Source organism: Desulfococcus sp. (genome assembly GCF_041737845.1).
Lineage (GTDB): Bacteria > Desulfobacterota > Desulfobacteria > Desulfobacterales > Desulfococcaceae > Desulfococcus.
On record NZ_JBGSQX010000147.1, the window covers coordinates 57,571 to 80,008 of the forward strand.

19 protein-coding genes are annotated in these 22,438 nt (G+C 60.4%); 8 read left to right on the forward strand and 11 right to left on the reverse strand.

All coding sequences use genetic code 11. From position 1 onward, the window contains the following. Positions 1 to 376: 376 nt before the first annotated feature. Complete coding sequence (locus ACEW8N_RS18115) at positions 377 to 1,585, forward strand: type II secretion system F family protein (RefSeq protein WP_373501263.1); 1,209 nt, start codon at positions 377 to 379, stop codon at positions 1,583 to 1,585. A gap of 24 nt (positions 1,586 to 1,609) precedes the next feature. Continuing rightward, entirely contained in the window at positions 1,610 to 2,938 is a 1,329-nt protein-coding gene (locus tag ACEW8N_RS18120) for a nitrogen regulation protein NR(II) (RefSeq protein ID WP_373501264.1), read from the forward strand. Between the two features lie 4 nt (positions 2,939 to 2,942). Here the strand turns inward: ACEW8N_RS18120 and ACEW8N_RS18125 are convergent, their stop codons facing one another. Then, positions 2,943 to 3,746, reverse strand: a complete 804-nt coding sequence (locus ACEW8N_RS18125) for a hypothetical protein (protein WP_373501265.1) — start codon at positions 3,744 to 3,746, stop codon at positions 2,943 to 2,945. A 270-nt stretch (positions 3,747 to 4,016) separates the two neighbouring features. Between ACEW8N_RS18125 and ACEW8N_RS18130 the strand changes: the two genes are divergently transcribed. After that, positions 4,017 to 4,649, forward strand: a complete 633-nt coding sequence (locus ACEW8N_RS18130) for a TetR/AcrR family transcriptional regulator (protein ID WP_373501266.1) — start codon at positions 4,017 to 4,019, stop codon at positions 4,647 to 4,649. Positions 4,650 to 4,704: 55 nt separating this feature from the next. Here the strand turns inward: ACEW8N_RS18130 and ACEW8N_RS18135 are convergent, their stop codons facing one another. The 10 genes from ACEW8N_RS18135 to ACEW8N_RS18180 form a co-directional block, all read right to left on the reverse strand. Continuing rightward, the gene (locus ACEW8N_RS18135; protein WP_373501267.1) at positions 4,705 to 6,354 is read right to left on the reverse strand and encodes an AMP-binding protein; all 1,650 of its coding nucleotides are present in this window, start codon (positions 6,352 to 6,354) and stop codon (positions 4,705 to 4,707) included. Between the two features lie 19 nt (positions 6,355 to 6,373). Continuing rightward, positions 6,374 to 6,943, reverse strand: a complete 570-nt coding sequence (locus tag ACEW8N_RS18140) for a helix-turn-helix domain-containing protein (RefSeq protein WP_373501268.1) — start codon at positions 6,941 to 6,943, stop codon at positions 6,374 to 6,376. A gap of 311 nt (positions 6,944 to 7,254) precedes the next feature. Continuing rightward, on the reverse strand, positions 7,255 to 8,514 hold the full coding sequence (locus ACEW8N_RS18145; RefSeq protein ID WP_373501269.1) for a diaminopimelate decarboxylase: 1,260 nt from the start codon (positions 8,512 to 8,514) through the stop codon (positions 7,255 to 7,257). 38 nt (positions 8,515 to 8,552) lie between these two features. Then, positions 8,553 to 9,029: an Lrp/AsnC family transcriptional regulator gene (locus tag ACEW8N_RS18150; protein WP_373501270.1), complete on the reverse strand. Its 477-nt coding sequence runs from the start codon at positions 9,027 to 9,029 to the stop codon at positions 8,553 to 8,555. A gap of 148 nt (positions 9,030 to 9,177) precedes the next feature. Beyond that, positions 9,178 to 10,197, reverse strand: coding sequence for an HD domain-containing phosphohydrolase (locus ACEW8N_RS18155; protein ID WP_373501271.1), 1,020 nt, complete (start codon positions 10,195 to 10,197; stop codon positions 9,178 to 9,180). A gap of 45 nt (positions 10,198 to 10,242) precedes the next feature. Beyond that, positions 10,243 to 11,400 (reverse strand): S49 family peptidase, encoded by a 1,158-nt coding sequence (locus tag ACEW8N_RS18160; RefSeq protein WP_373501272.1) that lies wholly within the window; start codon positions 11,398 to 11,400, stop codon positions 10,243 to 10,245. Between the two features lie 25 nt (positions 11,401 to 11,425). Next, positions 11,426 to 11,929, reverse strand: a complete 504-nt coding sequence (locus ACEW8N_RS18165) for a dihydrofolate reductase family protein (protein ID WP_373501273.1) — start codon at positions 11,927 to 11,929, stop codon at positions 11,426 to 11,428. A 16-nt stretch (positions 11,930 to 11,945) separates the two neighbouring features. Further along, the gene (locus tag ACEW8N_RS18170; RefSeq protein WP_373501274.1) at positions 11,946 to 13,403 is read right to left on the reverse strand and encodes a GTPase/DUF3482 domain-containing protein; all 1,458 of its coding nucleotides are present in this window, start codon (positions 13,401 to 13,403) and stop codon (positions 11,946 to 11,948) included. Then, on the reverse strand, positions 13,393 to 14,991 hold the full coding sequence (locus tag ACEW8N_RS18175; RefSeq protein WP_373501275.1) for a DUF2868 domain-containing protein: 1,599 nt from the start codon (positions 14,989 to 14,991) through the stop codon (positions 13,393 to 13,395). Before ACEW8N_RS18175 ends, ACEW8N_RS18170 begins: the two co-directional genes overlap by 11 nt. 104 nt (positions 14,992 to 15,095) lie before the next feature. Then, positions 15,096 to 15,878 (reverse strand): exodeoxyribonuclease III, encoded by a 783-nt coding sequence (locus ACEW8N_RS18180; RefSeq protein WP_373501276.1) that lies wholly within the window; start codon positions 15,876 to 15,878, stop codon positions 15,096 to 15,098. 246 nt (positions 15,879 to 16,124) lie between these two features. Here ACEW8N_RS18180 and ACEW8N_RS18185 point away from each other — a divergent pair, with 246 nt between their 5' ends. From ACEW8N_RS18185 to ACEW8N_RS18205, 5 genes are all read left to right on the forward strand, one after another. Then, the gene (locus tag ACEW8N_RS18185; RefSeq protein ID WP_373501277.1) at positions 16,125 to 17,447 is read left to right on the forward strand and encodes a hypothetical protein; all 1,323 of its coding nucleotides are present in this window, start codon (positions 16,125 to 16,127) and stop codon (positions 17,445 to 17,447) included. A gap of 26 nt (positions 17,448 to 17,473) precedes the next feature. Further along, positions 17,474 to 18,121, forward strand: coding sequence for a DUF4126 domain-containing protein (locus ACEW8N_RS18190; RefSeq protein WP_373501278.1), 648 nt, complete (start codon positions 17,474 to 17,476; stop codon positions 18,119 to 18,121). 159 nt (positions 18,122 to 18,280) lie between these two features. Further along, a complete protein-coding gene (ppdK, locus tag ACEW8N_RS18195; protein ID WP_373501279.1) occupies positions 18,281 to 21,016 on the forward strand; it encodes a pyruvate, phosphate dikinase in 2,736 nt (911 codons plus the stop codon). Next, entirely contained in the window at positions 21,013 to 21,972 is a 960-nt protein-coding gene (locus tag ACEW8N_RS18200; RefSeq protein ID WP_373501280.1) for an aldo/keto reductase, read from the forward strand. Before ppdK ends, ACEW8N_RS18200 begins: the two co-directional genes overlap by 4 nt. Before the next feature lie 109 nt (positions 21,973 to 22,081). Continuing rightward, complete coding sequence (locus tag ACEW8N_RS18205; RefSeq protein ID WP_373501281.1) at positions 22,082 to 22,366, forward strand: helix-turn-helix domain-containing protein; 285 nt, start codon at positions 22,082 to 22,084, stop codon at positions 22,364 to 22,366. Positions 22,367 to 22,438: the final 72 nt, after the last annotated feature.

The following is a 22,438-nucleotide window of genomic DNA, read 5'->3' on the forward strand; positions in this document are numbered from 1 at the left end:
GTGGTTCTTTATAGAGCGGGTGTGAATCTCTGAAAAAGGATGCGAACCGAAACCCTAACAAATAGAGATCATATTGATATTTGAATTTAAAACCGCCTCTGTCTGCCCGCGGCGGCCGGGTGGAAACCGATGCCGGCGCCCCGCCGGTTGAAATTAAGGCTTCACGAATGCTAAAACTTATGTTATATGCAAAACGTCACAGAGTAATAATTGAGTTTATTTTAAAAATTTTAGCGACGACAACCCAACGCGCGACGGATTCCCCTAAAGGCACATGCATGCGGCGTGCCGCCCGCCGGGAACCGAGATCCACAACCCTATCGATCATCATCGATAATGGTGATTACCCATGTCGCCGTGGACACAAGGGGGCATTATGGCGAAATTTGTATGGACGGCCAGAAACCGGAGGGGCATCGCCCAAAATGGGCAGATTGATGCGGCGAGCCTTGAGGTGGCGAGGAGCCAGCTCATCAAAAAAGGGCTCAGCGATATCAAGATCAAGGAGAAGCCCAAGGATCTTCTTGATAATATTTCGTTTCTCCAGCCGAGCGTGACCAACAAGGACATTATCATCTTCTGTCGGCAGTTTTCGACCATGATCGACGCCGGCCTGCCGATCATTCAATGCCTGGAACTGCTGGCGGCCCAATCCGAAAACAAGACATTTGTCAACATTCTGAAGGAGGTCAAGGAGGATCTCGAAGGCGGGGCGACGCTTGCCGACGCCTTGAAAAAACACCCCAAAGAATTCAATGATCTGTTTGTCAACATGGTTGCCGCAGGCGAGGCGGGCGGTATCCTCGATGCCATTTTGAAGCGGCTCTCGGAGACCCTTGAAAAAGCCGAGCGGCTCAAAGCCAAGGTCAAGAGCGCCATGCTCTATCCCGCGATTACCCTGGCGGTTGCGGTCATCGTTGTCATCGTCATCATGATCTTCGTCATCCCCGTCTTTCAGAAGATGTTCGGTGAAATGGGGCAAGCCCTTCCCTCCATGACGATGATGGTGATCCACCTGAGTGAATTCACCAAGGACAACATCTTCTATATGGTTATCGCAGCCGGTCTTTTGGGTTTCATGTTCAGGAAATATTACGGAACGGACAAGGGGCGGCGAATCATCGACAGGTTTCTGCTGAAGCTTCCCGTGATGGGCAGCCTGATCCGAAAGGTCGCGGTGGCCAAGTTTACCCGGACCATGGGAACCATGCTGAGCAGCGGCGTCGCGATTCTGGACGGCCTGGACATCGTCGCCAAGACCGCGGGAAACAAAATCGTTGAGACGGCTATCTACGGCGTCCGGTCGAGCATCAAGGAAGGTCAGACCATGGCCGCGCCCCTGGCCGGCAGCGGGGTTTTTCCGCCCATGGTCTGCTCGATGATCGCCGTGGGGGAGTCCACGGGCGCGCTGGACTCCATGATGGTGAAAATCGCCGATTTCTACGATGAAGAGGTCGATGAAGCCGTGGAGCGGCTGACGGAAATGATCGAGCCCTTCATGATCTGCTTTCTGGGAGTTGTGGTCGGCGGCGTCGTCATCGCCATGTACCTGCCGATTTTCAGCATGGCCAGCGGCATCTCTTAGCCATCTTCCACAAAAGGAAGTCTGTTGGGCGCCAAGCACACCCTGAAAATTCGGCCTGAAGACCATGTCACCGGGGGCATGCGCATCAAGCTGAGATGGCTGATCTTTTTTCGGCTGCTCTTCACGCTCCTGCTTCTCGGATCCACGGTCATTCTTCACATCAGGGACGGACTTTCCTTCCAGGATCCGTCCCTGATCGTCTTGTACGGCCTGATCTGCTTTCTGGCTGTCGCCTCCCTCGCCTACGCCGCCCTGCTCAAGCGGCTCGACCAAACCACGGCCCTGGCCTATCTTCAGATCGCCGTCGACACGGTGGCCGTTACCTTCGTCATCTTTCTGACCGGTGGTTTTTCGAGTCTTTTTTTCTTTCTCTACCTGGTCGTGATCATGTACGCCAGCATTCTGCTCTTCCGGAAGGGCGGACTGATCATGGCGGTGCTGTGCAGCATTCAATACGGATTGCTGGTCGACCTCGAGTTCTACGGCGTCTTGAAACCGATGGGGATGCTGGTGAGCTTGACGGCGGCGAATTATGCCTGGAGCTACGTGCTCTACAAGGTCATGATCATCATGGTCGCCTGTTTTGCGGTGGCGTTCCTGAGCGGCATCATCGCCGAACAGGAGCGGAGTTCCAGGCGGGAGCTGGCCGCCATGGAGTCTTACACCAAGCGGGTGGAAAAAATGGCGGCCGTGGGGGAAATGGCCGCCGGCCTGGCCCACGAGATTTGCAATCCACTCGCCTCGTTGATCGGATCCGTCCAGTTGCTGAAGGACGAAGACCAGGACGGCCGCGGGCAGCGGAAACTCATGCTCATCGTCCTGCGCGAAGCCGATCGGCTGAGCGTGCTGGTCAACAATTTCCTCATGTTTGCGAAGCCGCCCGAGGGGCAGAGGGAGGTGGTCGACCTTGGAATCGTGCTGGGGGAGACAGCGGGCATGTTCGGCACCAGCAGTGCCTATGCCCAGCGGATAAGGATCTCCACGAGAATTGCAGCCGGCATCTGGATCGAAATGGACCCCGGGCAGCTCCGTCAGGTCTTCTGGAACCTCCTGTTGAACGCGGTGGAATCCATCGACGGCGAAGGAACCATCGAAATCGAAGCCCGGCAGGAGACGCGCCGGGCCGCCGTCGTGAAGATCCGTGATTCCGGCTGCGGCATCCCGGAAGATAAAATCGAATCCATCTTTGATCCGTTCATGACAACCAAGCCCAAAGGCACGGGACTCGGCCTGTCCATCGTTCACCGTATCCTGGAGACCCATGACTGCCGTCTGGACGTTGAAAGCGGAACAGATCAGGGCACGACCTTCACCCTCACCTTCAAGACCGTCGATCCCCCCACCCGATCCTGAGAATTTATCCCTGGCGGGACATCCGGCACAGATGTTTCACATGCGTAAGCATGTCGTGTATCCGGCCGCTGTTCCGGGCGTAATTGGCCTTGGCCTCCCGGGTGATCGCGTCCTGGACCTTTTCCAGGGGCGGCAGCTCGGGAAGTTCCTTGAGGTTGAGGGAGGAGAATTCGATGGGCTTGAAGGCCAGGTTCTCGTTGAGGAGGCAATGGTCTCCGTAATCGGTGCCCCCGCCGGTGACATATTCCTTGGTCTGGGTGGCCGGGTCGAACCTTTTAACGGCCTGAAGCACCTGAGTCGGCAGGCAACGGCGGTTGATGCGGTCGATCTCCTGGTTGATCAGCGTGCACAGGCTCTTCACCAGGCGATAGTCGGCGTCATGGGATGCGGTCTCCGGTCTGTCGTCCCGGTCAGCCGACGGGTTTCCGTGAAGGTAATTCTCGCAGGCGCGCCTGAGGGCGTCATATGCCCAGAGCACGAATTTGGCGTATTCGCCTTTTCGCGTCAGGGCGGAGGGGGTCCAGGCAGGCAGGGCGCAGTCGGTCACGCCGCCCGTTACGGTGAAGATCTCGGGGTTGATTCCGATCGACCGGTATAGGGCATGGGCCGCCTGCGGCGTCAGCATGAGGTAATTGAGAAAGGCGGCCTTCTCGTGGATGCGGGCCTCTTTTCCCCGGAGCCTGTCGGCAGTCTGGTGGAGGAACTTGATGCTCTCCTCAAGCTGCACCCGCTCCCCGAAAAAATTGTGGGCCATTTCGGTCAATACTTCGTCAGCCAATGATTCAGGAAAATCATCGTGTGACATCATTTTGGATATTTCCCTCCCTGACGCATGCTATGCGGCAAAATTATGCCATCGCCGGGCGCACCTTGCAGAGCGGCGCCTGCCCTTCATGGCTGGGCCTGACGGAATAAGATGGATTTAAGGAAATAACGCGTTACATTTTTTTCCACGCTTTTTTGGCGGCCTGTGCATTGAACATGGCTGTGGGCGTGTCTATTATTTAGCTTGACCAAATCGATAATATAAAATATATGAATGTATTTCAAATAAATATAATTCAGGAATGCGTCCAGAATGGGAATCAGGGAAAGAAAAGAAAGAGAACGGGAGAGACGGCGGCAGCAGATTATTGTGGCGGCCAAGCGCGTATTTTCGGAAAAGGGATTCAACAGATCCACCATGGAGGACATTGCCAAAGAGGCTGAATTAAGCCCGGGAACGCTTTATCTGTACTTCAAGAACAAGGATGAACTCTATGCGTCCCTGTCACTCCGGATTTTGCAGTATTTAATCATACGGCTCGAGCATGTCAACGGAAATCATGATTTAAATCCCGTTCAGAAGGTTGACGCCCTCAACGAAGCCATGTTCGATGTCTATGAATTCGACCCGCTGATCATCATCAACATGGCGCACCTGCAATCGAGCGAAACCCTCAAAAATCTCTCCGATGAACTCCTGGGAGAGATTGAGGCGCTTTCCAGAAAGTCCCTGGGCGCCATTGCCCGGATTTTCCAGGAGGGGATCGATCAGGGTGTCTTCATTGATGAGCACCCCATCGCCCTGGCCGATATCTTCTGGTCGATGTTTTCCGGCGTCGTTCTGTGGGAATCCAGCAAAAGCATCATCAACGACAACAAAAACTACCTGAAGGAAACCCTGAAAATCGCCTTCGAGATCTTTGCCCGCGGCTTAAAGAAGGTGTGACCCGGAACGCAGCCCCCCGGATCCGGCGGCCCTGAACCGCGATCCGCAGGCCCGTCTAATGGCGATCCGGAAACATCGCCACGGACATCTCCCGCAGGACGAACTTCTGAACCTTTCCGCTGGCCGTCATTGGATAATCGTCTACAAACCCCACATACCTCGGAATCTTGTAGCGGCTGATCCTCCCCCGGCAGAAATCCCGGACATCCTCGGGCTCCAGGCGGAAGCCCTTCTTGAGCTTGATGAAAGCGCCGATCTCCTCGCCGTATTTCGGACTGGGCACACCGGCGACCTGCACGTCGGCGATGCCTTCCATCTGGAAAAGAAACTCCTCGATCTCCCTGGGATAGATGTTCTCTCCGCCGCGGATGATCATGTCCTTGTGGCGCCCCGTGATGCTCAGGTAGCCGTTTTCATCCATGACGCCCAGGTCGCCCGAATGGAGCCAGCCGTCTTCATCGATGGCGTCGGCCGTCGCCTCCGGCATCCTGTAATACCCCTTCATGACGCTGTAGCCGCGGCAGCACACCTCGCCCTGCGTCCCTGGCGGTAAAACCGCGCCGGTCTTCGGGTCGACGATTTTGACCTCGATGCCCGGCAAGGCGCGTCCGACGGATTCCACGCGGCGGCGGATATCATCCTCGGCCCGGGTCTGGGTGATCACCGGCGACGCCTCGGTGAGGCCGTAGCAGATGGTGATCTCCTTCATGTACATCCGGTCGATCACCTGCCTCATGATTTCAATGGGGCAGGGCGATCCCGCCATGATGCCGGTCCGGAGCGAACTGAAATCGAACTTGCTGAAGAGCTTGTGCTGCAGGATCGCGATGAACATGGTGGGGACCCCGTAGAGGGCCGTGCATTTTTCTTGCTCCACCGATGCCATGACGTCCACCGGGTCGAACCCCTCCACAAACACCATGGTGGCCGCATGGGAGACCGCGCCCAGGACCCCCATGACGCAGCCGAAGCAATGGAAGAGCGGCACCGGGATGCAGATCCTGTCGGCCGGGGTGAACCGCTGGTTCTCCCCCACCCGGAAGCCGTTGTTGGCGATGTTGACATGGGTCAGCATCACGCCCTTGGGAAAGCCAGTGGTCCCCGAGGTGTACTGCATGTTGACCACGTCGCGGGGGGCCACTGCCTCCTGGCGCTCCTGAAAGGCCGCTTCGGGGGTCATGACGCCCAGGGCCATGATTTCCGGAATGGAATACATGCCCCGGTGCTTTTCCTGGCCTAAAAAGCAGACGCGCTTCAGGAAGGGAAACGCCGGGCTGGTGAGGTAGCCCCGCTCCTGGTGCTTCAATTCGGGCACCAGGTCGTAGACCGTCCCCACGTAGTCCGTGTCCCGAAACCCGTCGATGATGAACAGGGTTTCGGTCTCGGACTGCTTCAGGAGGTAAGCCAGCTCGCTCGATTTGTAGCTGGTGTTGACCGTGAGGAGTACGGCCCCGATTTTGGCCGTCGCGAACTGGAGCGCCACCCAGCAGGGAACGCTCGTGGCCCAGATGGCCACCTTTTCGCCCCGCTCGACACCGAGGGCCATGAGGCCTCTGGCGAAGCCGTCGACCAGCCGGCCGAAATCCCGGTAGGTCAGGCGGAACCCCCGATCCGCGTAGATGACGGCTTCGTTGTCCGGATGGCCGGCGACGGCCTGATCCAGCAGCCTCCCCAGGGTAATTTCCTTCACATCGCACGTGGTCATGAATGTTCCTCCGCAGCCGCTATTCTGGAAAATAGAGCACCGCATAGATGCTTGCGGCCGTGTCGCCCGCCGATCCAACATGATGGGGGACGACCGAATTGTAGTAGATGCAGTCGCCCGGCCCCAGCCGGTGGGTCTCCTTGCCGTAGACGATCTCGATCTCGCCGTCGACCACCACGATGAACTCCTCGCCTTCGTGGGAGGAGAGGGTTTTCTCCATGGCCGATTCCGGCAGGATTTCCACAAAGAAGGGCTCCATATGGCGGTCGGTCTTCCCGCGCCCCAGGGAATAAAACCGGGCGGCCGCCGGCTTGTCCCTGGCGCGAAGCATGCTGAGTTCCCCCTTGCGCTCCGATTTTCGGATGACGAGCGGATCGCAGCCGACCTGGTCATCCAGAAAGGTCCCCAGCCGGACCCCCAGTGAGCGCGCTATCTTCAACAGCGGTCCGAGGGAGGGGTAGAGATCCTCTTCCTGGACGCGCTTCAGGAATCCTATCGCAAGGCCGGTTCTTTCGGCGAGCGCTTCGATGGAGATCCCTTTCTGTTCCATGGTTTTCATGATTCGTGTGCCGATTTTGTCTGGATTCATGTCGTTCCTCCTGAAGAGCCCCTCATCGGACTGATTTTTGGCGCAAAGGCGCTGTCTATACCAGCGATCCATTTTGCGGAAAAGGAAAAAATGATGGATTCGCAAAAAGTCGATTTTCAGACGGTTTCGCAAAAAGGCCGAGATCAAGGCTTGCGAATCCCGAGGAATGAGGCGTACTGATAGTACGCCGCAGTGACGAGGGATGAAGCGCAACGCAGACATCGGCCTTTTTGCGAAAGCGTCAAAAAATGAAACCGGGCCGACGGATCCGCCGGGGGGCGGCCGTCGGCCCGTCCGGGAAGGAGCGTTTGCTAAAGGTGAAGGAGGTCCTGCGTGAAATCGAGGGTTGCGAAATAATCCTCGGGGGTCTCCGCCCGGCGGATCCTCTCCGTCGTCCCGTCGTCCCGGAGAAGCAGCTCCTGGGGCCTCAGCTTGCCGTTGTAATTGAACCCCATGGAATGGCCGTGGGCCCCCGTGTCGTGGATGACCAGAATGTCCCCTTCATCGATGGGCGGCAGGCTCCGCTGAACGGCGAATTTGTCGTTGTTTTCACACAGCGACCCGACCACGTCCACGACCTCGGTGCCGACCGCCCCGTCCTTGCCCAAAACGTCGATGTGGTGATAGGCCCCGTACATGCCCGGGCGCATCAGCGCGGACATGCAGGCGTCGACCCCCACGTATTTCCGGTAGATCTCCTTCCGGTTGATGGCGGTCGTGACCAGAACGCCGTGGGGGCCGCTCATATAGCGCCCGCTTTCCATGTAGAGCCTTGGCGCATATCCGTTTTTTCGCCGGAACCGGCCTATGCTTCCGGTGATCTCCCGGGCCATGGCCTCAAGGTCCAGGGGGGCGTCCTCCGGGCGGTAGGGGATTCCCAGGCCGCCCCCGATGTTGATGAATTCGAAGATGATGCCGGTCTCGGAATGGATCCATTCGATGAGGGAGAGCAGCATGTCGGCGGTCTGAACCATGTAGGCATGGTTGCGTTCGTTGGAGGCCAGCATGGTGTGAAGACCGAACCGCCGGACGCCCATCTGCCGGGCCGTTCGGTAGGCGTCCACGATCTGGTCGTGGCTGACGCCGTACTTGGCCTCGACGGGGTTGCCGATGATGTCGTTTCCCGTTCTCCTGGGCCCGGGATTGTAGCGGAAGCTGACCAGCTCGGGAAGCCGGGGGATCTTGGGCAGAAGGGTGATATCGTCTAAGTTGAGGATAGCGCCCCCCGCCTCCTGGGCGAAGCGGAATTCCTCCAGGCTCGTGTTGTTGGAGGTGAACATGATGTCGTCCGGCGCAGCCCCGACCCTGCGGCTCAGCATCAGCTCCGTGATGGAGCTGCAGTCGAACCCGAAGCCCATGCTCTTCATGATCTCGAGGATCCGGGGGTTCGGAAGGGCTTTCACGGCAAAAAATTCCTTGAAGCCGGGGGCTCCGGAAAAGGCGTTCTGAAGATCGCGGCCCGTGTCGCGCAGGCCGGCTTCATCGTATATGTGAAACGGGGTTCCGTAATGAGAGGCGATCTGCTCCAACACGGGAAACAGGCGATCTTTGAATGCGATGGACATTGGCATGGCAGGGGATCTCCTTTGCACGTAAGGATGGTTGTGCGTTATTCATCCGGCAGGATCCCCGAGATGGGAAACCGTGCCGTTTCTTTGTGGGTGGAAAGCACCGTCAGGGTGCGGGTCGACAGGATGCCGGGAATGGATCTGATTCGCTCCCGCAGGAGCGCGCCCAGCTCCTGATGATCCGCGGCGCGCAGTTTCAGGAGAAGGCAGTCCTCTCCGGCGACCTCATGGACCTCCTGCACCTCCGGCATTGCAGCCAGGGTATCGGGAATGGGCGTCCGCTCCGGATGGGGGTGTCCGTCGGTCTTGATGAAGATGAACGCGATGAGCCGGCGGTTGAACCGCTCCGGATTCAGCCGGACCTCGTATCCGTCGATGATGCCCTGCTTCTCGAGCTTGCGAATCCGTTCGAGCACGGCCGAGGGGGCCATGCCCACCTGCCGGGCCACCTCGACGTTGGGTATCCTGGCCTTTTCCAGAAGAATATTCAGAATATTTAAACTTATTTCATCTATCATTCTTAAAAAATCCTATTTTTGTACCATATGTTCTAAAAATTTGGGTTTGTCAAGAATATAATGCTGCGGCGCAGATCGCCGCGCCGATCCTGTCGGCCTGCGCCTGCTTCACGGGATCGGGGAGGGATCCAGGCCGCGGCCCGGGCGATCAGTTCGTATGGGGTGTCTGTGAACCGCGGGGAAAGAATTTGACGTTGAAGTCGAACCCGCGGGTTTCGAAGAGCGACAGGCAGATATCGACGATCAGCGGGTCGTAGATGACGCCGCGTCCATTTCGAAGCTCCGCCATGGCGGTTTCTGTGCCCAAAGCCTGCCGGTAGGGGCGGAAAGAGGAGATGGCCTCGGCCACGTCGGCCACGGCAAGGATGCGGGCCTCCAGGATGATCTCGCCGCCTGCGAGCCCCCGGGGATATCCGGATCCGTCGAGGCGTTCGTGGTGCTGGTGGATGGCCTGTGTGATCGGCCAGGGGAAATCGATGTTTTTCAGAATCTCATATGCCGTCTCGGGATGCTGGCGGATGATGGCGATTTCATGCTCCGAGAGCCGCCCCGGCTTGTTGAGGATGCTCGCGGGGACGTTGATCTTCCCCAGGTCGTGGATGGCGGCGGCCATACGGAGGCCCTGGATGCATTCCCAGCCGAGGCCGAGTTCGGTGCCGATCACGCGGCACAGTTTGGCGACGCGCCGCTGGTGCCCCGCGGTATACGGGTCCCGTTTCTCGATGGTGAGGGACATGGCCTGGATGATGCCGCCCATGGCTTTCCTCAGTCGCTCGCTGCTCTCGACCAGTGCCGTCCGGGTCGTCTTGAGGATGCTTGCATCGGTGAAGCTTTCGATGATTCCGGTGAGGCGGCCTGCGTCGTCCTTCAGGGCGCTTACCATAACGTTGCAGGTGGAAACGCTGCCGCACTTGCAGTGCTGTTCTTCATCATAGGGGATCCGGTCTTCCCCCCGGGAGATTCGGTTCAGGGGGCAGGCGATTTCATGGCAGAGGGGGCCGGTGAAGAGATCGAAGCACTTCTTTCCGATTGCCTGGCGGTCGTCAATCTTCCACAGGGCTGTAAACGTCCGATTCATGTAGCATATGTTGAACTCGGGGTCGATGATGATGATCCCGCTGGGCAGCGCGTCCAGCAGCCGTTTCCAGTCGGAGTGTATTTCGACCATTGCATCCTCCTCCGTCGGCATCAGCCGACGCTGTCGCCGCGATCGTTATGGGCGGGCGCGGCCGCCCGCGCCGTATTCAGCGCAGAGCGCTGCAGGGTCGCCGTAGTAGGCCATGGGCATGCGGCCCGCACCTAAACAGATCTGGCGCCGGGCGGCCGTCCGGAATTCCGCTTCGCTGGGTTTTCCGCCGGCTGATGAAAACAGAAGGTCCTGCCACAGCTTCGTGGGTGTCCGGCGGGGCCTTGCCAACTGGAAATCCCCGCCGACGCCGGCCATCTCCGCAAGCTTGGTGATGGCGGCATTCCGGCTCAGGGTGCCGTCGATCAGCCCCAACTCCTGGGCCGTTCGGTTGTCGAAAATCTGCGCCCCCATCCGGTCGCGGACGGTGGTTTCAGGGATCTTGCGGTTTTCAGACACATGGCGCACAAAATTCTCGTACTCGATGTCGGCCCCCTGCTGGAGGGTCCGGATCTCTTCATCCGTGGCGCGGCGGAAGGGGTTGCCCAGGTCTTTCCCGCGGCCGGCGGAGATGATCGTGTGTTCGATGCCGCCCCGGGTGACGATTCCGCCGCCCAGGATCCCCCCCTCGGTCGCCGTGGGCTGGTCAAAATAGGTGAGGGCCGCCCCGATCACGCCGATGCTGCCGATATAGCTGCCGTAATCCGCGTAGATCGCATCCGCCCCGACCATGGCCATGATGCCCCCTGATGCGGACAGACCCTCGATGAACGATAGGACGGGCTTGCCGGTCGATTTCTGGAACGCCTCGATGCCCTCGTGGATGGCCATCGATCCGAAAATCGTGCCGCCGGGGCTTTGGACATGCAGGAAAACCCCCTTGACCTGATCGTCTTCCGCCGCCTTTTCCAGGGCCTTCTGGATGGAATAGCCGTAGGTCGCGTTGAACCACCCCATGGGCGACTGGCCGAGCTCCTGGGGCGGGCTGCCCAGGATGACCCCTTCCACGGGCAGACTGATCAGGATGTTCTGGCTCCCGTTTTTTCCGGAAATGAAGGTGTAACTCTGGTCCTCCGTTGAAACGATACCCGTTATGTCCTCTCGTGCGAGCATGGACCCCACGCCCAGTCCGGCGCTGATGAAAAAGGCTCCAAACAGAAACAGAATGACGAGAAAGCTGATGAAGGCGAAGAGGGTCATGCCGAAGATCTTGAGGGGAATCTTCCAGAATTGTGTGACGTCCATGGTTTCTCCGTTGGTGCTTCGAGGGTTATTTGATCACGCGGTATTCCAGACAGACCAGGTCCGTACCGAGGCGCCGGACATCCATGAGCTTTAGGTCCATTGCGATCTCCTGGGTGAAAAGCGAGAGCCCGTATCCGAAGATGGTGGGGGAGATGGTGACGATGACCTCATCGATCAGGCCGGCCTCCGCGAAAAGGGAGTTGACCAGGGCGCCTCCGGCGAGAATGGCCTCCCGATACCCTTCCTTCTCCAGAACCTCCAGGACCTCCCGGGGAGACGCGTCCGTGAACCAGAGGTTTTCCCATTGGGAGACGCGGCGCCTGTCCCGCGTCAGAACGATGTTTTTCCGGCCGGGAAGGGGCATGCCGATCGTGTCGTAGGTCTTGGAGCCCATGATGACGGCGCCTGCCCGCCGGGTGATGGACACGAAGAGCCGTTTGTCCTCCGGTCCGGTCCAGTCCGGAAAATGATCCGGGGTCTTGCCGATCTTGCCGTCGAGGGTAATGGCCATCAACAGGATCACCTTCATGGTATTCTCCGTCCTCTTATTTTCTGTCATTTCCAAACACCAGCCCGTAAGGCCGTTCGCTCCGGGAGATGCCGTTCAGAATGTTCATGATGAACGCCTTCATCGCCTGTCTCCGGGCATCGTGCCGGGGGTCCTCGCCGCCCTTGACCGCCTTGAAGAAGCCGGTGCAGATGCGCTTGGCCGAGTCGTCCCATTCCGTGGCGAAGCCGGCTTTGGTAACCGCTTTGGCATGCGATTCCCGGGAGGCCGGAAGGCCCCGCCGGCCATGCGCCCAGTTGATGACATGGGAGTAGTAGATGAGAGCCCGGTCTAACAGGATATAGAAAAACTGGATGTTTCCCAGGGGACCGACCTGGATCTGGAGGCCCCCCAGATTCATGCCCACCACCTTGGTTTTGGCAAGCTGCTCCGCGCCGCCCAGGGCGGCCCATCCCGCGCCGGCGAGTCCGCCGATGGCCGAGAAGATGCCGAAGGTGAGCCCGTGGGCGGCCAGGTCCACCAAAGCACCGACGGCCGCGCCGCCAAGACCGGCCGCCGTGATGAGCTGTGTTGGCGTGAGTCCCAGGAGCTGCCATGTCCGCTCGTTGAACAGCTCCTCATGGAGGATGGACTGGGGCGGCAGGTCGACGCTGAAGATGTTGTGCTTGAAGAGCCGCCGGATCTTCCGGTGGGCCTCCTGCTCCATGTCGGCGATATCCTGGTTGTACTTTTCCTGGAGCGCCTTTCTGGCCGCCCCCTCGTCGGCATTCTCGGTGAAATTCCGTGAAATCGCGTGGGTGAGGCATTTCTCGAGCAGGGCGCAGAGGATCTCCGCCGTCCGGGAGTTGCGGTATTCCCAGTCTTTCTTGAAGGCGGAGATGACGGTTTCCAGGGCCGGCTGCCAGTCCTGGTCGATGTTTTTGAGGTTTTCGAGGAGGCTGATCCGCTCGGCATAGGTGGCCTTGTGAGCGTTGAAGACCCGGATGGCGTTGAAGTGCTTCCTGAACTCGCTTTTCCACTGGTCGATGTAGCCGGTCTCGTTTTCCTTGCAGTTGATGATGGCCATGCGGGGGCGCCCGGTCAAGCGCAGAATCTCCATTTCCGCCCTGTCGACGCCGCGCAGGGGGCGGGACCCGTCCACCACATAGATGATGCCGGCGCCGCGCTCGACGGGGAGGAAGAGCTCCACGTCGTCGCGGAAATCCGGACGGTCGGCGTGGACCTGGCGGAACACCGCCACCATATGGGTGTCCGGGCCCGCATAGCCGCGCATCCACTGAAGGGTCTGCTTGGGATTCTGGAATCCCGGCGTGTCGATGAACCGGATGACCTCCCGGCCGTCGATGGTCACCGGGAAGGTCTGGCATTGAATCGTCTCCCCGGGCGTCGGGCTGATCCTGACGCTGTCGTCCTCGGCCAGGGTCGACACCACCGAGGATTTCCCTTCGTTGGGGTGCCCCACGATGGCGAATTCCGGGACGGGGCTAGGCTTCATGGCGCACCAGCCTTTCTATCCGGAGGAAGGGATCTCCCAGGGACGCGATCTTCTGATGCCATATGTTCCAGTCTGTCTCCATGACCCGGGTGAAGATGGTGTCGGGGGTGGGCCTGCCGATGAGGCCCAGTTGAATCCTGGCGCGCTCGCCGACGGCCTGGCGGAGGCTCCGGATAAAGGCAAGGTCCTCCAGGATGGGCGGCTGCCAGGCCTCCCTGAGGAGGAAGACATCGACCCGCCCGTTCTTGCGGGCCGCTTCGGCCAGGTGCGCAAGGAGGGTAAGGTCGCCGGTCTCTTCCGCATCCACCTTGAGGGTTTCCCGGATCCGCGATCCGAATACCCGTGAAATCAGGGCCTCGAGTTCATCCGGCCCGCAGTCGTCGAAGAGGTCTTCGGGGATCAGTGCCACGAGCCGCCGCTGCGGCATCGCTCCGTCCGGGGGTTCCGGCGCTCCTGCCGGAGGCGCCGGGGCCGTCTCCGACGCTTCCGGGCGCTCCGGCTGGGGCCCTCCCCCGGTGTCCAGCAGGGGGGTTTCCATCCGCTGAATGAGCTGATCCGGAAGGCTGTGGGAGAAATCGAGTCCGGCCAGGGCACTCGATTTGAAAAGGATCCCCATGGCCAGGAAGATGAGCCTGGGGATCAAGCCGTAAAACAGGACGGCGAGGCACAGGAAGGGCCACCACGAAACCAGGTCCTGGGTGGCCAGGTGATAGATGCCGTCCTTGAGGACCATGTGGCTGCCTTCGATCTGGGTCAGCGTGGGGTGCGAGATATGGGGCGGAAGGAACCACGACCACGGCAGGGCGACGGCTTCCACCGCCCGGTGGACCATATCGGCGCTGAAAAGGACCGAAGACTGCCATCCAAAGGCGACGTCCGTGCCCAGGACCCGGAGCAGGGTCGCGCCCAGGACCCCCGCGTTGAAGCTGATGCCCATTGCCTGGGTCAGGATGAAAAAAGGCCAGTAGAACAGGCTGCCGTAGATCCGCCGCCTGCCCCGGATCAGGCCGGTGATCGCCTCCAGGCTCATCCGGCTCCGGCCGGACATTCGGCCCGCGGCCTCGCGTCGGAGCCGGAGGGTGAGCGAAACAAGGATGGCGCTCAACAGGGAGGCCATGGCGGAAGAGGGCGCTTTCCTGCGCCATGCCAGGCGGATCAGCGCCCCGGCAAGGAGCAGAGCAATGATGAAAAGCTGTGTTCCCACCAGGAGGCTCAGGTAGACGGAGACGTTGACCGGGCTGGTCCCCGCGTACCGCAGGAGGGAAAACGCCAGGCCCCCCCCGCTCACGACCCCGAAAACGGCCGCGGCCAGGACCAGAAGCCGGTACATTTCGCCGAAGGCATCCCCGGGAAGAAAGGCATCCACGGTTCCCTCCCGCAGGGATGCCCGGCGGCGGTCCAGCCACTGCCGGAGAAGCCACCGCCTGGACACGGGTTTTCCCGGGGCTGTCCGGGGCAGGATGTGCCGGACATAGATCTCCCTGTCCCGCAGGGCATTGGCCCTCCGGGTCGTTTCATCGGCCGTTTCATCCTCGTGGAAAAAATACTCCAGGTCGATGAGGTCGGAATAGCGCCATGGTGTTTTCATCATCACCGAATATATACGAAGAAAGGGTCAGTGGCAAGGTTCGCAAGGCACCCGGGATGCCGCCCGATGAAACAGGGTCCGCCCCTTCCTCGCATGCCGCGCCGTCACCGGAGGACCGTCAGGCGGATGGGGCAGTGATCGGACCCGAAAACGGAATTGTCGATGGCCGCGCCCTGGATTCTGCCGGAGGCGATCATGTTTTCCGTGGTGAAAAAATAATCGATGCGCCAGCCGGCGTTTCTCTCCCTCGCCTTGAACCGGTAGGACCACCACGAGTATTCGACCGTCTCGGGATGAAGGTGTCTGAAGGTGTCGACGTAGCCGCCGCGGATGATCTCGTCGATCCGGTCCCGCTCCACCCGGAGGAAGCCCGAGGTGTTTTCGTTGGCCTTGGGGTTTTTCAGGTCGATCTCGTTGTGGGCGGTGTTGTAGTCTCCGGCGATGATGAGGTTTCTCCCCGCAGATTTCAGGGGGGCCAGATAGTCGAAGAAATCCCGGTAGAAATCGAGCTTGTACCGGAGCCGCTCGTCGCTCATCTGGCCGTTGGGGAAATAGACGTTGAAAAAGACGAAGTCCCCGAAATCGAGTTCGAGGATGCGGCCCTCGTCGTCGTAGCGGGGAATCCCGATCCCCTCCCGCACCCGGACCGGGGGGATGCGCGTATAGACGCCGACGCCGCTGTAGCCTTTCTTTACCGTGGAAAAGGACCACCAGGACTCGTATCCCTCGATATGCCGCATTTCGTCCGTCAATTGAGACGCCTGGAGCTTGGTCTCCTGAATGGCCAGCAGGTCGGGGTCCAGCCCCCTGAAGATGGCCGGGAAATCCTTGTTCCATACTGCCCTCAGGCCGTTGACGTTCCATGAAATCAATTTGAGTACAGCCATGAAAAGCCCTCGCTTCAGAGATTCAGGGAAAAGGCGGAAGGTCCGAAAAAAACTACCATGATTTTACACTCAAAACAATCATGAGAATGATCTTTTGCAAAACCGTGCATCATATTCTTGACAGATTCGGCGTACTTATGTATGAAACAATATTAAATTAGTTATAAAAACAGTGGGTTTTTCGCAATACGGTCGAGCGTGAACACGGCGCCTGAAAAAGGCGATGCGGGGGTACGGGTGAAACAGATGAAAATCGGCATTCGGAAGGAAGACAAAAGTCTATGGGAGCGAAGGGTTCCGTTTGTTCCCTCGGATTTGAAGGCCCTGCGGGACAAAGGCCTCGATATCGCTGTGCAGTCGAGCCCGGCCCGGGCGATCACGGATGACGAGTTCCGCGCCGAGGGCATACCGGTGCAAGACGACCTCGCGGACCGGGACCTGATCTTCGGCATCAAGGAGGTCCCGAAGGAGGCCTTCCTCGAAGGCCGGGTCTACGTCTTTTTCGCCCATGTCATCAAGGGGCAGCCCTACAACATGCCCATGCTGAAAACGATGATGGAAAAAAAGATCACCCTCATCGACTACGAACGGGTCGTCGATGAAAAGAACCGCCGCCTCATCTTCTTCGGGCGCCATGCGGGCCTGGCCGGCATGGTGAACTCCCTCTGGTCCCTCGGGCAGCGGCTGGCCATGGAGGGGATTATAACCCCCTTCGCCGAACTGAGGCAGGCCAGGGATTACCGCGATCTCGATGACATCCGGGCGCATATCTCCTCCGTCGGGGAAAAAGTCCGGGCCGGCGGGATCCCCGCAGCCGTGCACCCCCTCATCGTGGGGATCACCGGGTACGGGAACGTGTCGGCGGGGGCCCAGGAGATCCTGGACATCCTGCCGGTGGTGGAGATCGCCCCCGGGGATGTGAAAAAAATCGCGGGGGACATCATGCTTCCCCGGGACCGGATCTACAAGGTGGTCTTCAAGGAGAGCGACTGCGTCCGGCCCAGGGACCCCGGCGCGGCCTTCGACCTCCAGGAGTACTACCGCCGCGGCAAGGAAACCTACGAGAACGATTTCGATCGATTCCTGGACCACCTGACCCTTCTCGTCAACTGCGTCTACTGGGATGACCGGTACCCCCGGCTCGTCACCCTGGAGGCCGTGAGGCGCCTCTGGGGGGATGGAAAACAGCCCGGGCTGCGGGTGATCGGGGACATCAGCTGCGATCCGGAAGGGTCGATCGAGTGCACGGTGGACGCCACGGACCCGGGGGATCCGGTCTACGTCTACCTGCCGGAAACCGGCCGCACCGTCACAGGCTTCATCGGGCACGGGCCCGTGGTCATGGCGGTGGATATTCTGCCGACGGAGATCCCCCGGGAATCCTCCGCCTATTTCAGCGGCGTTCTCCGGGGAATGGTCGATGCCCTCGCCGGGGCGGACTACACCGCCCCCTTCGCGACCCTGGCCCTTCCGCCAGAATTGAAGCGGGCCGTCATTCTTCACCAGGGCCGCCTCACCCCCGCCTACGCCTACATCCAGAAATTCCTGCAGGCGCTCCAGGGGCGATGAGAGGACATTTTTAAAAGGAGGACAAGATGGAGGCATATGAGGAGATCACCCGCGCCATCGCGCTGTCCATGGGCGCCGCCTGGGCCAGCGGGATCAATCTCTACGCGACGATCCTGGTGCTGGGCGCCCTGGGGGCCACCCAGAACATCGTCCTCCCCGAGCATCTGCACATCCTGATGAATCCGCTGGTCATGACCGGCGCGGGTCTGATGTTCGTGGCGGAGTTCATCGCCGACAAAATCCCGGGCGTGGACACGGGGTGGGATGCGCTTCACACCTTCATCCGCATTCCCGCCGGGGCCGTTCTGGCGGCCGGCGCCGTGGGGGACGTCACGCCCGCCCTGTCGCTTACCGCGGCCATCCTGGGCGGCGGCATCACCGCCGGGGTCCACGCCGCCAAGGCCGGTTCCAGGGCGCTCATCAACACCTCTCCCGAGCCGTTCAGCAACTGGGCCGCTTCGATCTCCGAGGACGTCATTGTTGTGGCCGGCATCTGGACGGCATTGAACCACCCCCTGGTGTTCATCGGCTTTTTCATCCTGTTTGTCTGCCTCATAATATGGCTTCTCCCCAGGATCTGGCGGGGGCTCAAACGGGTTTTCGCGGCCATCGGCCGGCTGTTCGGGAATCGTGGGCCGGAGCGGGCGGACAGGGATTCGCAGGGAGGGCTGTGAGGCCGAAAGCGGAAGGAAGGAGCCAAAACGGTTGATCCTTCCCGTCGATCTTCAGCCGATGGGTCTTCAGCCCTGTTGCTGCAGGGAGGGGATGCCAAAGGCAGTTTTTCAAACCAAAAAGTAAAATACATATTTAAATATGATTAGAGAGGAGATTTGGTGGAAAAAAAATGGGTCTATCTGTTTGAGGAGGTTGAAGGGGCGGAGAAGCATGCCGGAGGCACCTGGGACGGCGTCCGCGGCCTCTTGGGAGGAAAAGGCGCCAACCTGGCCGAAATGATGCGCATCGGCGTTCCGGTGCCGCCGGGATTTACGGTGACGACTGAGGCCTGCAACGCCTATCTGGCGTCGGGGGGCAAATTCCCCGAGGAACTCTGGGAGCAGGAGATCGCTGCGTTGAAGATCATCGAGGAGAAAACCGGCAAGGCCTTCGGCGACGCCGCGAACCCGCTCCTCGTCTCGTGCCGGTCCGGGGCCAAGTTTTCCATGCCCGGGATGATGGACACCGTCCTCAATATCGGCCTCAACGACGAGACGGCCCAGGGAATGGTCGCGCTCACCGGCGATGAGCGGTTTGTCTACGATGCCTACCGGCGCCTGGTGCAGATGTTCGGCAGCGTGGTCATGGGGGTGCCGGACGATCTTTTCGAGGAGGTGATCACCGAGGCCCGCATGAAAGCCGGCGCGGAGACCGACGCCGAGCTGGACGCCCAGGCCTGGAAAGAGGTGACCCGCGAGTTCCGGTCCATCTGCCGCCGCCAGAAGGGATACGACTTCCCCCGGGATCCCTTCGAGCAGCTCCGGCTCGCCACCGAGGCTGTCTTCAAGAGCTGGAACGGCAAGCGGGCCGTGGACTACCGCAATGCGGCGGGCATCGCCCATGACCTGGGGACCGCCGTCAGCATCGTGACCATGGTCTTCGGCAACATGGGCGACGACTCCGCCACCGGCGTGGCCATGACCCGGAACGGATCCACCGGGGAGCGGCAGATCGAGGGGGACTACCTCACCAACGCCCAGGGCGAGGACGTGGTGGCCGGCATCCGTCTCACCAAGGACATCTGCGAACTCAAGAAGGAGATGCCCGCGGCCTACGCCGAATTCGACGAGGTCGCCCGGAGGCTTGAAAATCATTACCGGGAAATGCAGGACGTGGAGTTCACCATCGAGAAAAACAAGCTCTGGATGCTCCAGACCCGGGACGGGAAACGGACCGCCCAGGCCGCGGTGCGCATTGCCGTGGACATGGCCGAGGAGGGGCTCATCTCCCGCGAGGACGCCGTTATCCGGGTGACGCCGGAGCAGGTCGATTTTTTTCTGCACCCCCAGTTCGACCGGAAGGCCGTGGCCGCGGCCAAGGCATCGGGCGGATTCCTGGGCCGGGGGCTGAACGTCTCCCCCGGCGCCGCCTGCGGCGTCGTGGCTCTGGACGCGGACCTGGCCGAGAAGTGGAGCAAGGACGGAAAGGACGTCATCATGGTCCGGCCCGAAACCAAGCCGGACGACGTTCACGGCATGCTGGCGTCCAAGGGGATTCTGACGAGCCGCGGCGGGCGCACCAGCCATGCGGCCCTGGTGGCCCGGCAGTTCGGCAAGCCGGCCGTAGTGGGGCTTTCGGAGCTCATGATCGACATGAACCGCCGCCAGATCCGAATCAAGGATGAACTCATCCACGAAGGGGACATGATCTCCATCGACGGCAACGTGGGCGAACTCTACCTGGGGAAACTGACCACCACGGTGCCGGATATTCGGGACCCCTGGCTCATCAAGCTGCTCTCCTGGGCCGACGAGTTCAAAACCCTGGGCGTCTGGACCAACGCCGACTACCCCAAGGACGCCCTGCGGGCGAGGGAATACGGCGCCGAGGGCATCGGCCTCTGCCGTTCCGAGCACATGTTTTTTGAGCCCGAAAGGCTCCCCTACGTCCTCAAGATGATCATGACCGACCTCCCCATCGAGCGGCGCGAGGCATTGGAGGCGGTGCTGCCGTTCCAGCGCGAGGATTTTGCCGGGCTCTTCCGGGCCATGGACGGCCTGCCCGTGATCATCCGGCTTCTGGACCCGCCCCTCCACGAGTTCCTGCCCAACCACGTCAGTCTCCGGCGGGACCTGAGCGACATCAAGATCCGGCTCCAGCATGCCGACAGCCTGGAGAAAATCGACGAACTCCTCCAACAGTTCAAGGAGAAGGAGAAGCTCCTCAAACGGGCCGATAGCCTCCACGAGGCCAACCCCATGCTGGGCATGCGGGGGGTCAGGCTGGGCATCCTGGTGCCCGAGATCACCACCATGCAGGTCCGGGCCATCTTCGAGGCGGCCTGCATCGTGGCCAAGGAGGGGGTGGAGGTCTATCCCGAGGTCATGATTCCCCTCACGGCCCATGTCAACGAACTGAAGGTGCAGCGGCAGCGCCTGGAGGAGGAGGCCCGGCAGGTGATGACCGAAAAGGGCAGGATGATCGACTACAAGTTCGGCACCATGATCGAGCTGCCCCGGGCGGCCCTGACCGCCGACCAGATCGCCGAGTACGCCGAGTTTTTCTCCTACGGCACCAACGATCTGACCCAGACCACCTACGGCATCTCCAGGGATGACGCCGAAGCGGGATTCCTGATCGAATATATCGAAAAAGGCATCCTGCCGGACAATCCCTTTGCCACCATCGATGAGGACGGCGTCGGTCAGCTTATGAAGATCGGCATCGAAAAGGGGCGGAGCGTACGCCCCGACCTGGAATGCGGCATCTGCGGCGAGCACGGCGGGGACCCCGCTTCCATCGCCATCTGCCACAAGCTGGGGCTGAACTACGTCTCCTGCTCGCCCTTCCGGGTGCCGGTCGCCCGGCTGGCGGCGGCCCGAGCAGCCATCATGGAAAAGCGAGGAAACCTATGAAATTCATTCCGCTGGGGAAGACCGGCATTCAGCTCAGTGCCGTCATCATGGGCACCTGGCAGGCCGGCAAGTCTATGTGGGCGGGCATCGAGGACGACGAAACCGAGCGGGCCATGGCCGCGGCCTTTGACGCGGGCATCACCACCTTCGACACGGCCACCGTATACGGCGACGGCCATTCGGAGAAGATCGTGGGCAAGGCCCTCCGCCAAGTCCGGCAGCAGGTGGTCATCGCCACCAAGGTCTTTGCCCATGCCCTGGCCTACGAGAAGGTCTTCAAGGCCTGCCACAAGTCCCTCCGGGACCTCGATACCGATTACATCGACCTCTACCAGATCCACTGGCCCGCGGGCTCCTTCGGCAGCAAGGAGGTCCCCGTCGAGGAGACCATGCGGGCCCTTTCGGAGCTGAAAGCCCAGGGAAAGATCCGGGCCGTGGGGGTTTCCAATTTTTCCCGGGAGCAGATCATTGCGGCGGAGGCCTTCGGCGCCGTCGACAGCTACCAGCCGCCATACTCCCTCTTCTGGCGTCACATGGAGGAGACCGCCATCGCCTACTGCCGCGAGAAGGGCATTACCGTGCTGGCCTATTCCCCCATGGCCCAGGGGATCCTCACCGGGAAGTTCGGGAAGGAGCCCAAATTCGAGAAGGGCGACCACCGGTCCAAGAACATCCTGTTCCAGCCCGAGCACTACGACAGGATCCAGAGGGCCCTGGCGGCCCTTCAGCCCATCGCCGACCGCAACAACCTGACCCTGGGCCAGTTGGCCCTGGCCTGGGTGATCGCAGGCAAGGGAACCTGCGCCATCGCCGGCGCCCGGAACGCCGACCAGGCCGTCCAGAACGCCAAGGCCGGAACCGTGACCCTCCCGCCCGAGGAGCTGGCCGAGATGGACCGCATCGGCCGGACCGTCACCGACCACCTGGGGAATGATCCGGTCATGTGGCAGTGGTAGGGGGGCGGGTTGCCTGCAAGTTGCTTTCCCACAGCTCCCGAGTGCTACTGGGGGAGCTGGAGCGCAGTTTCATTGAATTGGCGAACAAACGAATGAGGGAGATAACGACATGAGCGGGAAAAACGAACATTGCGGCTCGGCGCTTGAGGACTTTCTGAAAGAGGAAGGCATTTGCGAATCCGCAAAAGCGGAGGCTGTTGCCCGCGTGATCGCATGGCAAATCGCGGAAGAAATGCTCAAGAAAGGCATTACCAAAACGCAAATGGCAAAACAGATGCACACAAGCCGCGCACAGGTTGGCCGGATTCTCAAGGCCAAGGGAAATGTGACAATCGAGACGCTTTCCCGCGCCGCCGCGCTTGTTGGCCGAAAAATCCATCTTGAATTGATATAAAGGCCCAAAAGCCGGTTTTTTCCTCCATCCCGCAGGGGAATAACGATGGAGATGAATAACCCCGTCCACCCC

What these genes read in the sequence shown, in the direction of transcription:
- ACEW8N_RS18115 (WP_373501263.1), top strand. Translation starts at nt 377, where the DNA reads ATGGCGAAATTTGTATGGACGGCCAGAAACCGGAGGGGCATCGCCCAA.
- ACEW8N_RS18125 (WP_373501265.1), bottom strand. Translation starts at nt 3,746, where the DNA reads ATGATGTCACACGATGATTTTCCTGAATCATTGGCTGACGAAGTATTG.
- ACEW8N_RS18130 (WP_373501266.1), top strand. Translation starts at nt 4,017, where the DNA reads ATGGGAATCAGGGAAAGAAAAGAAAGAGAACGGGAGAGACGGCGGCAG.
- ACEW8N_RS18135 (WP_373501267.1), bottom strand. Translation starts at nt 6,354, where the DNA reads ATGACCACGTGCGATGTGAAGGAAATTACCCTGGGGAGGCTGCTGGAT.
- ACEW8N_RS18140 (WP_373501268.1), bottom strand. Translation starts at nt 6,943, where the DNA reads ATGAATCCAGACAAAATCGGCACACGAATCATGAAAACCATGGAACAG.
- ACEW8N_RS18145 (WP_373501269.1), bottom strand. Translation starts at nt 8,514, where the DNA reads ATGCCAATGTCCATCGCATTCAAAGATCGCCTGTTTCCCGTGTTGGAG.
- ACEW8N_RS18150 (WP_373501270.1), bottom strand. Translation starts at nt 9,029, where the DNA reads ATGATAGATGAAATAAGTTTAAATATTCTGAATATTCTTCTGGAAAAG.
- ACEW8N_RS18155 (WP_373501271.1), bottom strand. Translation starts at nt 10,197, where the DNA reads ATGGTCGAAATACACTCCGACTGGAAACGGCTGCTGGACGCGCTGCCC.
- ACEW8N_RS18160 (WP_373501272.1), bottom strand. Translation starts at nt 11,400, where the DNA reads ATGGACGTCACACAATTCTGGAAGATTCCCCTCAAGATCTTCGGCATG.
- ACEW8N_RS18165 (WP_373501273.1), bottom strand. Translation starts at nt 11,929, where the DNA reads ATGAAGGTGATCCTGTTGATGGCCATTACCCTCGACGGCAAGATCGGC.
- ACEW8N_RS18170 (WP_373501274.1), bottom strand. Translation starts at nt 13,403, where the DNA reads ATGAAGCCTAGCCCCGTCCCGGAATTCGCCATCGTGGGGCACCCCAAC.
- ACEW8N_RS18175 (WP_373501275.1), bottom strand. Translation starts at nt 14,991, where the DNA reads ATGAAAACACCATGGCGCTATTCCGACCTCATCGACCTGGAGTATTTT.
- ACEW8N_RS18180 (WP_373501276.1), bottom strand. Translation starts at nt 15,878, where the DNA reads ATGGCTGTACTCAAATTGATTTCATGGAACGTCAACGGCCTGAGGGCA.
- ACEW8N_RS18185 (WP_373501277.1), top strand. Translation starts at nt 16,125, where the DNA reads ATGAAAATCGGCATTCGGAAGGAAGACAAAAGTCTATGGGAGCGAAGG.
- ACEW8N_RS18190 (WP_373501278.1), top strand. Translation starts at nt 17,474, where the DNA reads ATGGAGGCATATGAGGAGATCACCCGCGCCATCGCGCTGTCCATGGGC.
- ACEW8N_RS18200 (WP_373501280.1), top strand. Translation starts at nt 21,013, where the DNA reads ATGAAATTCATTCCGCTGGGGAAGACCGGCATTCAGCTCAGTGCCGTC.
- ACEW8N_RS18205 (WP_373501281.1), top strand. Translation starts at nt 22,082, where the DNA reads ATGAGCGGGAAAAACGAACATTGCGGCTCGGCGCTTGAGGACTTTCTG.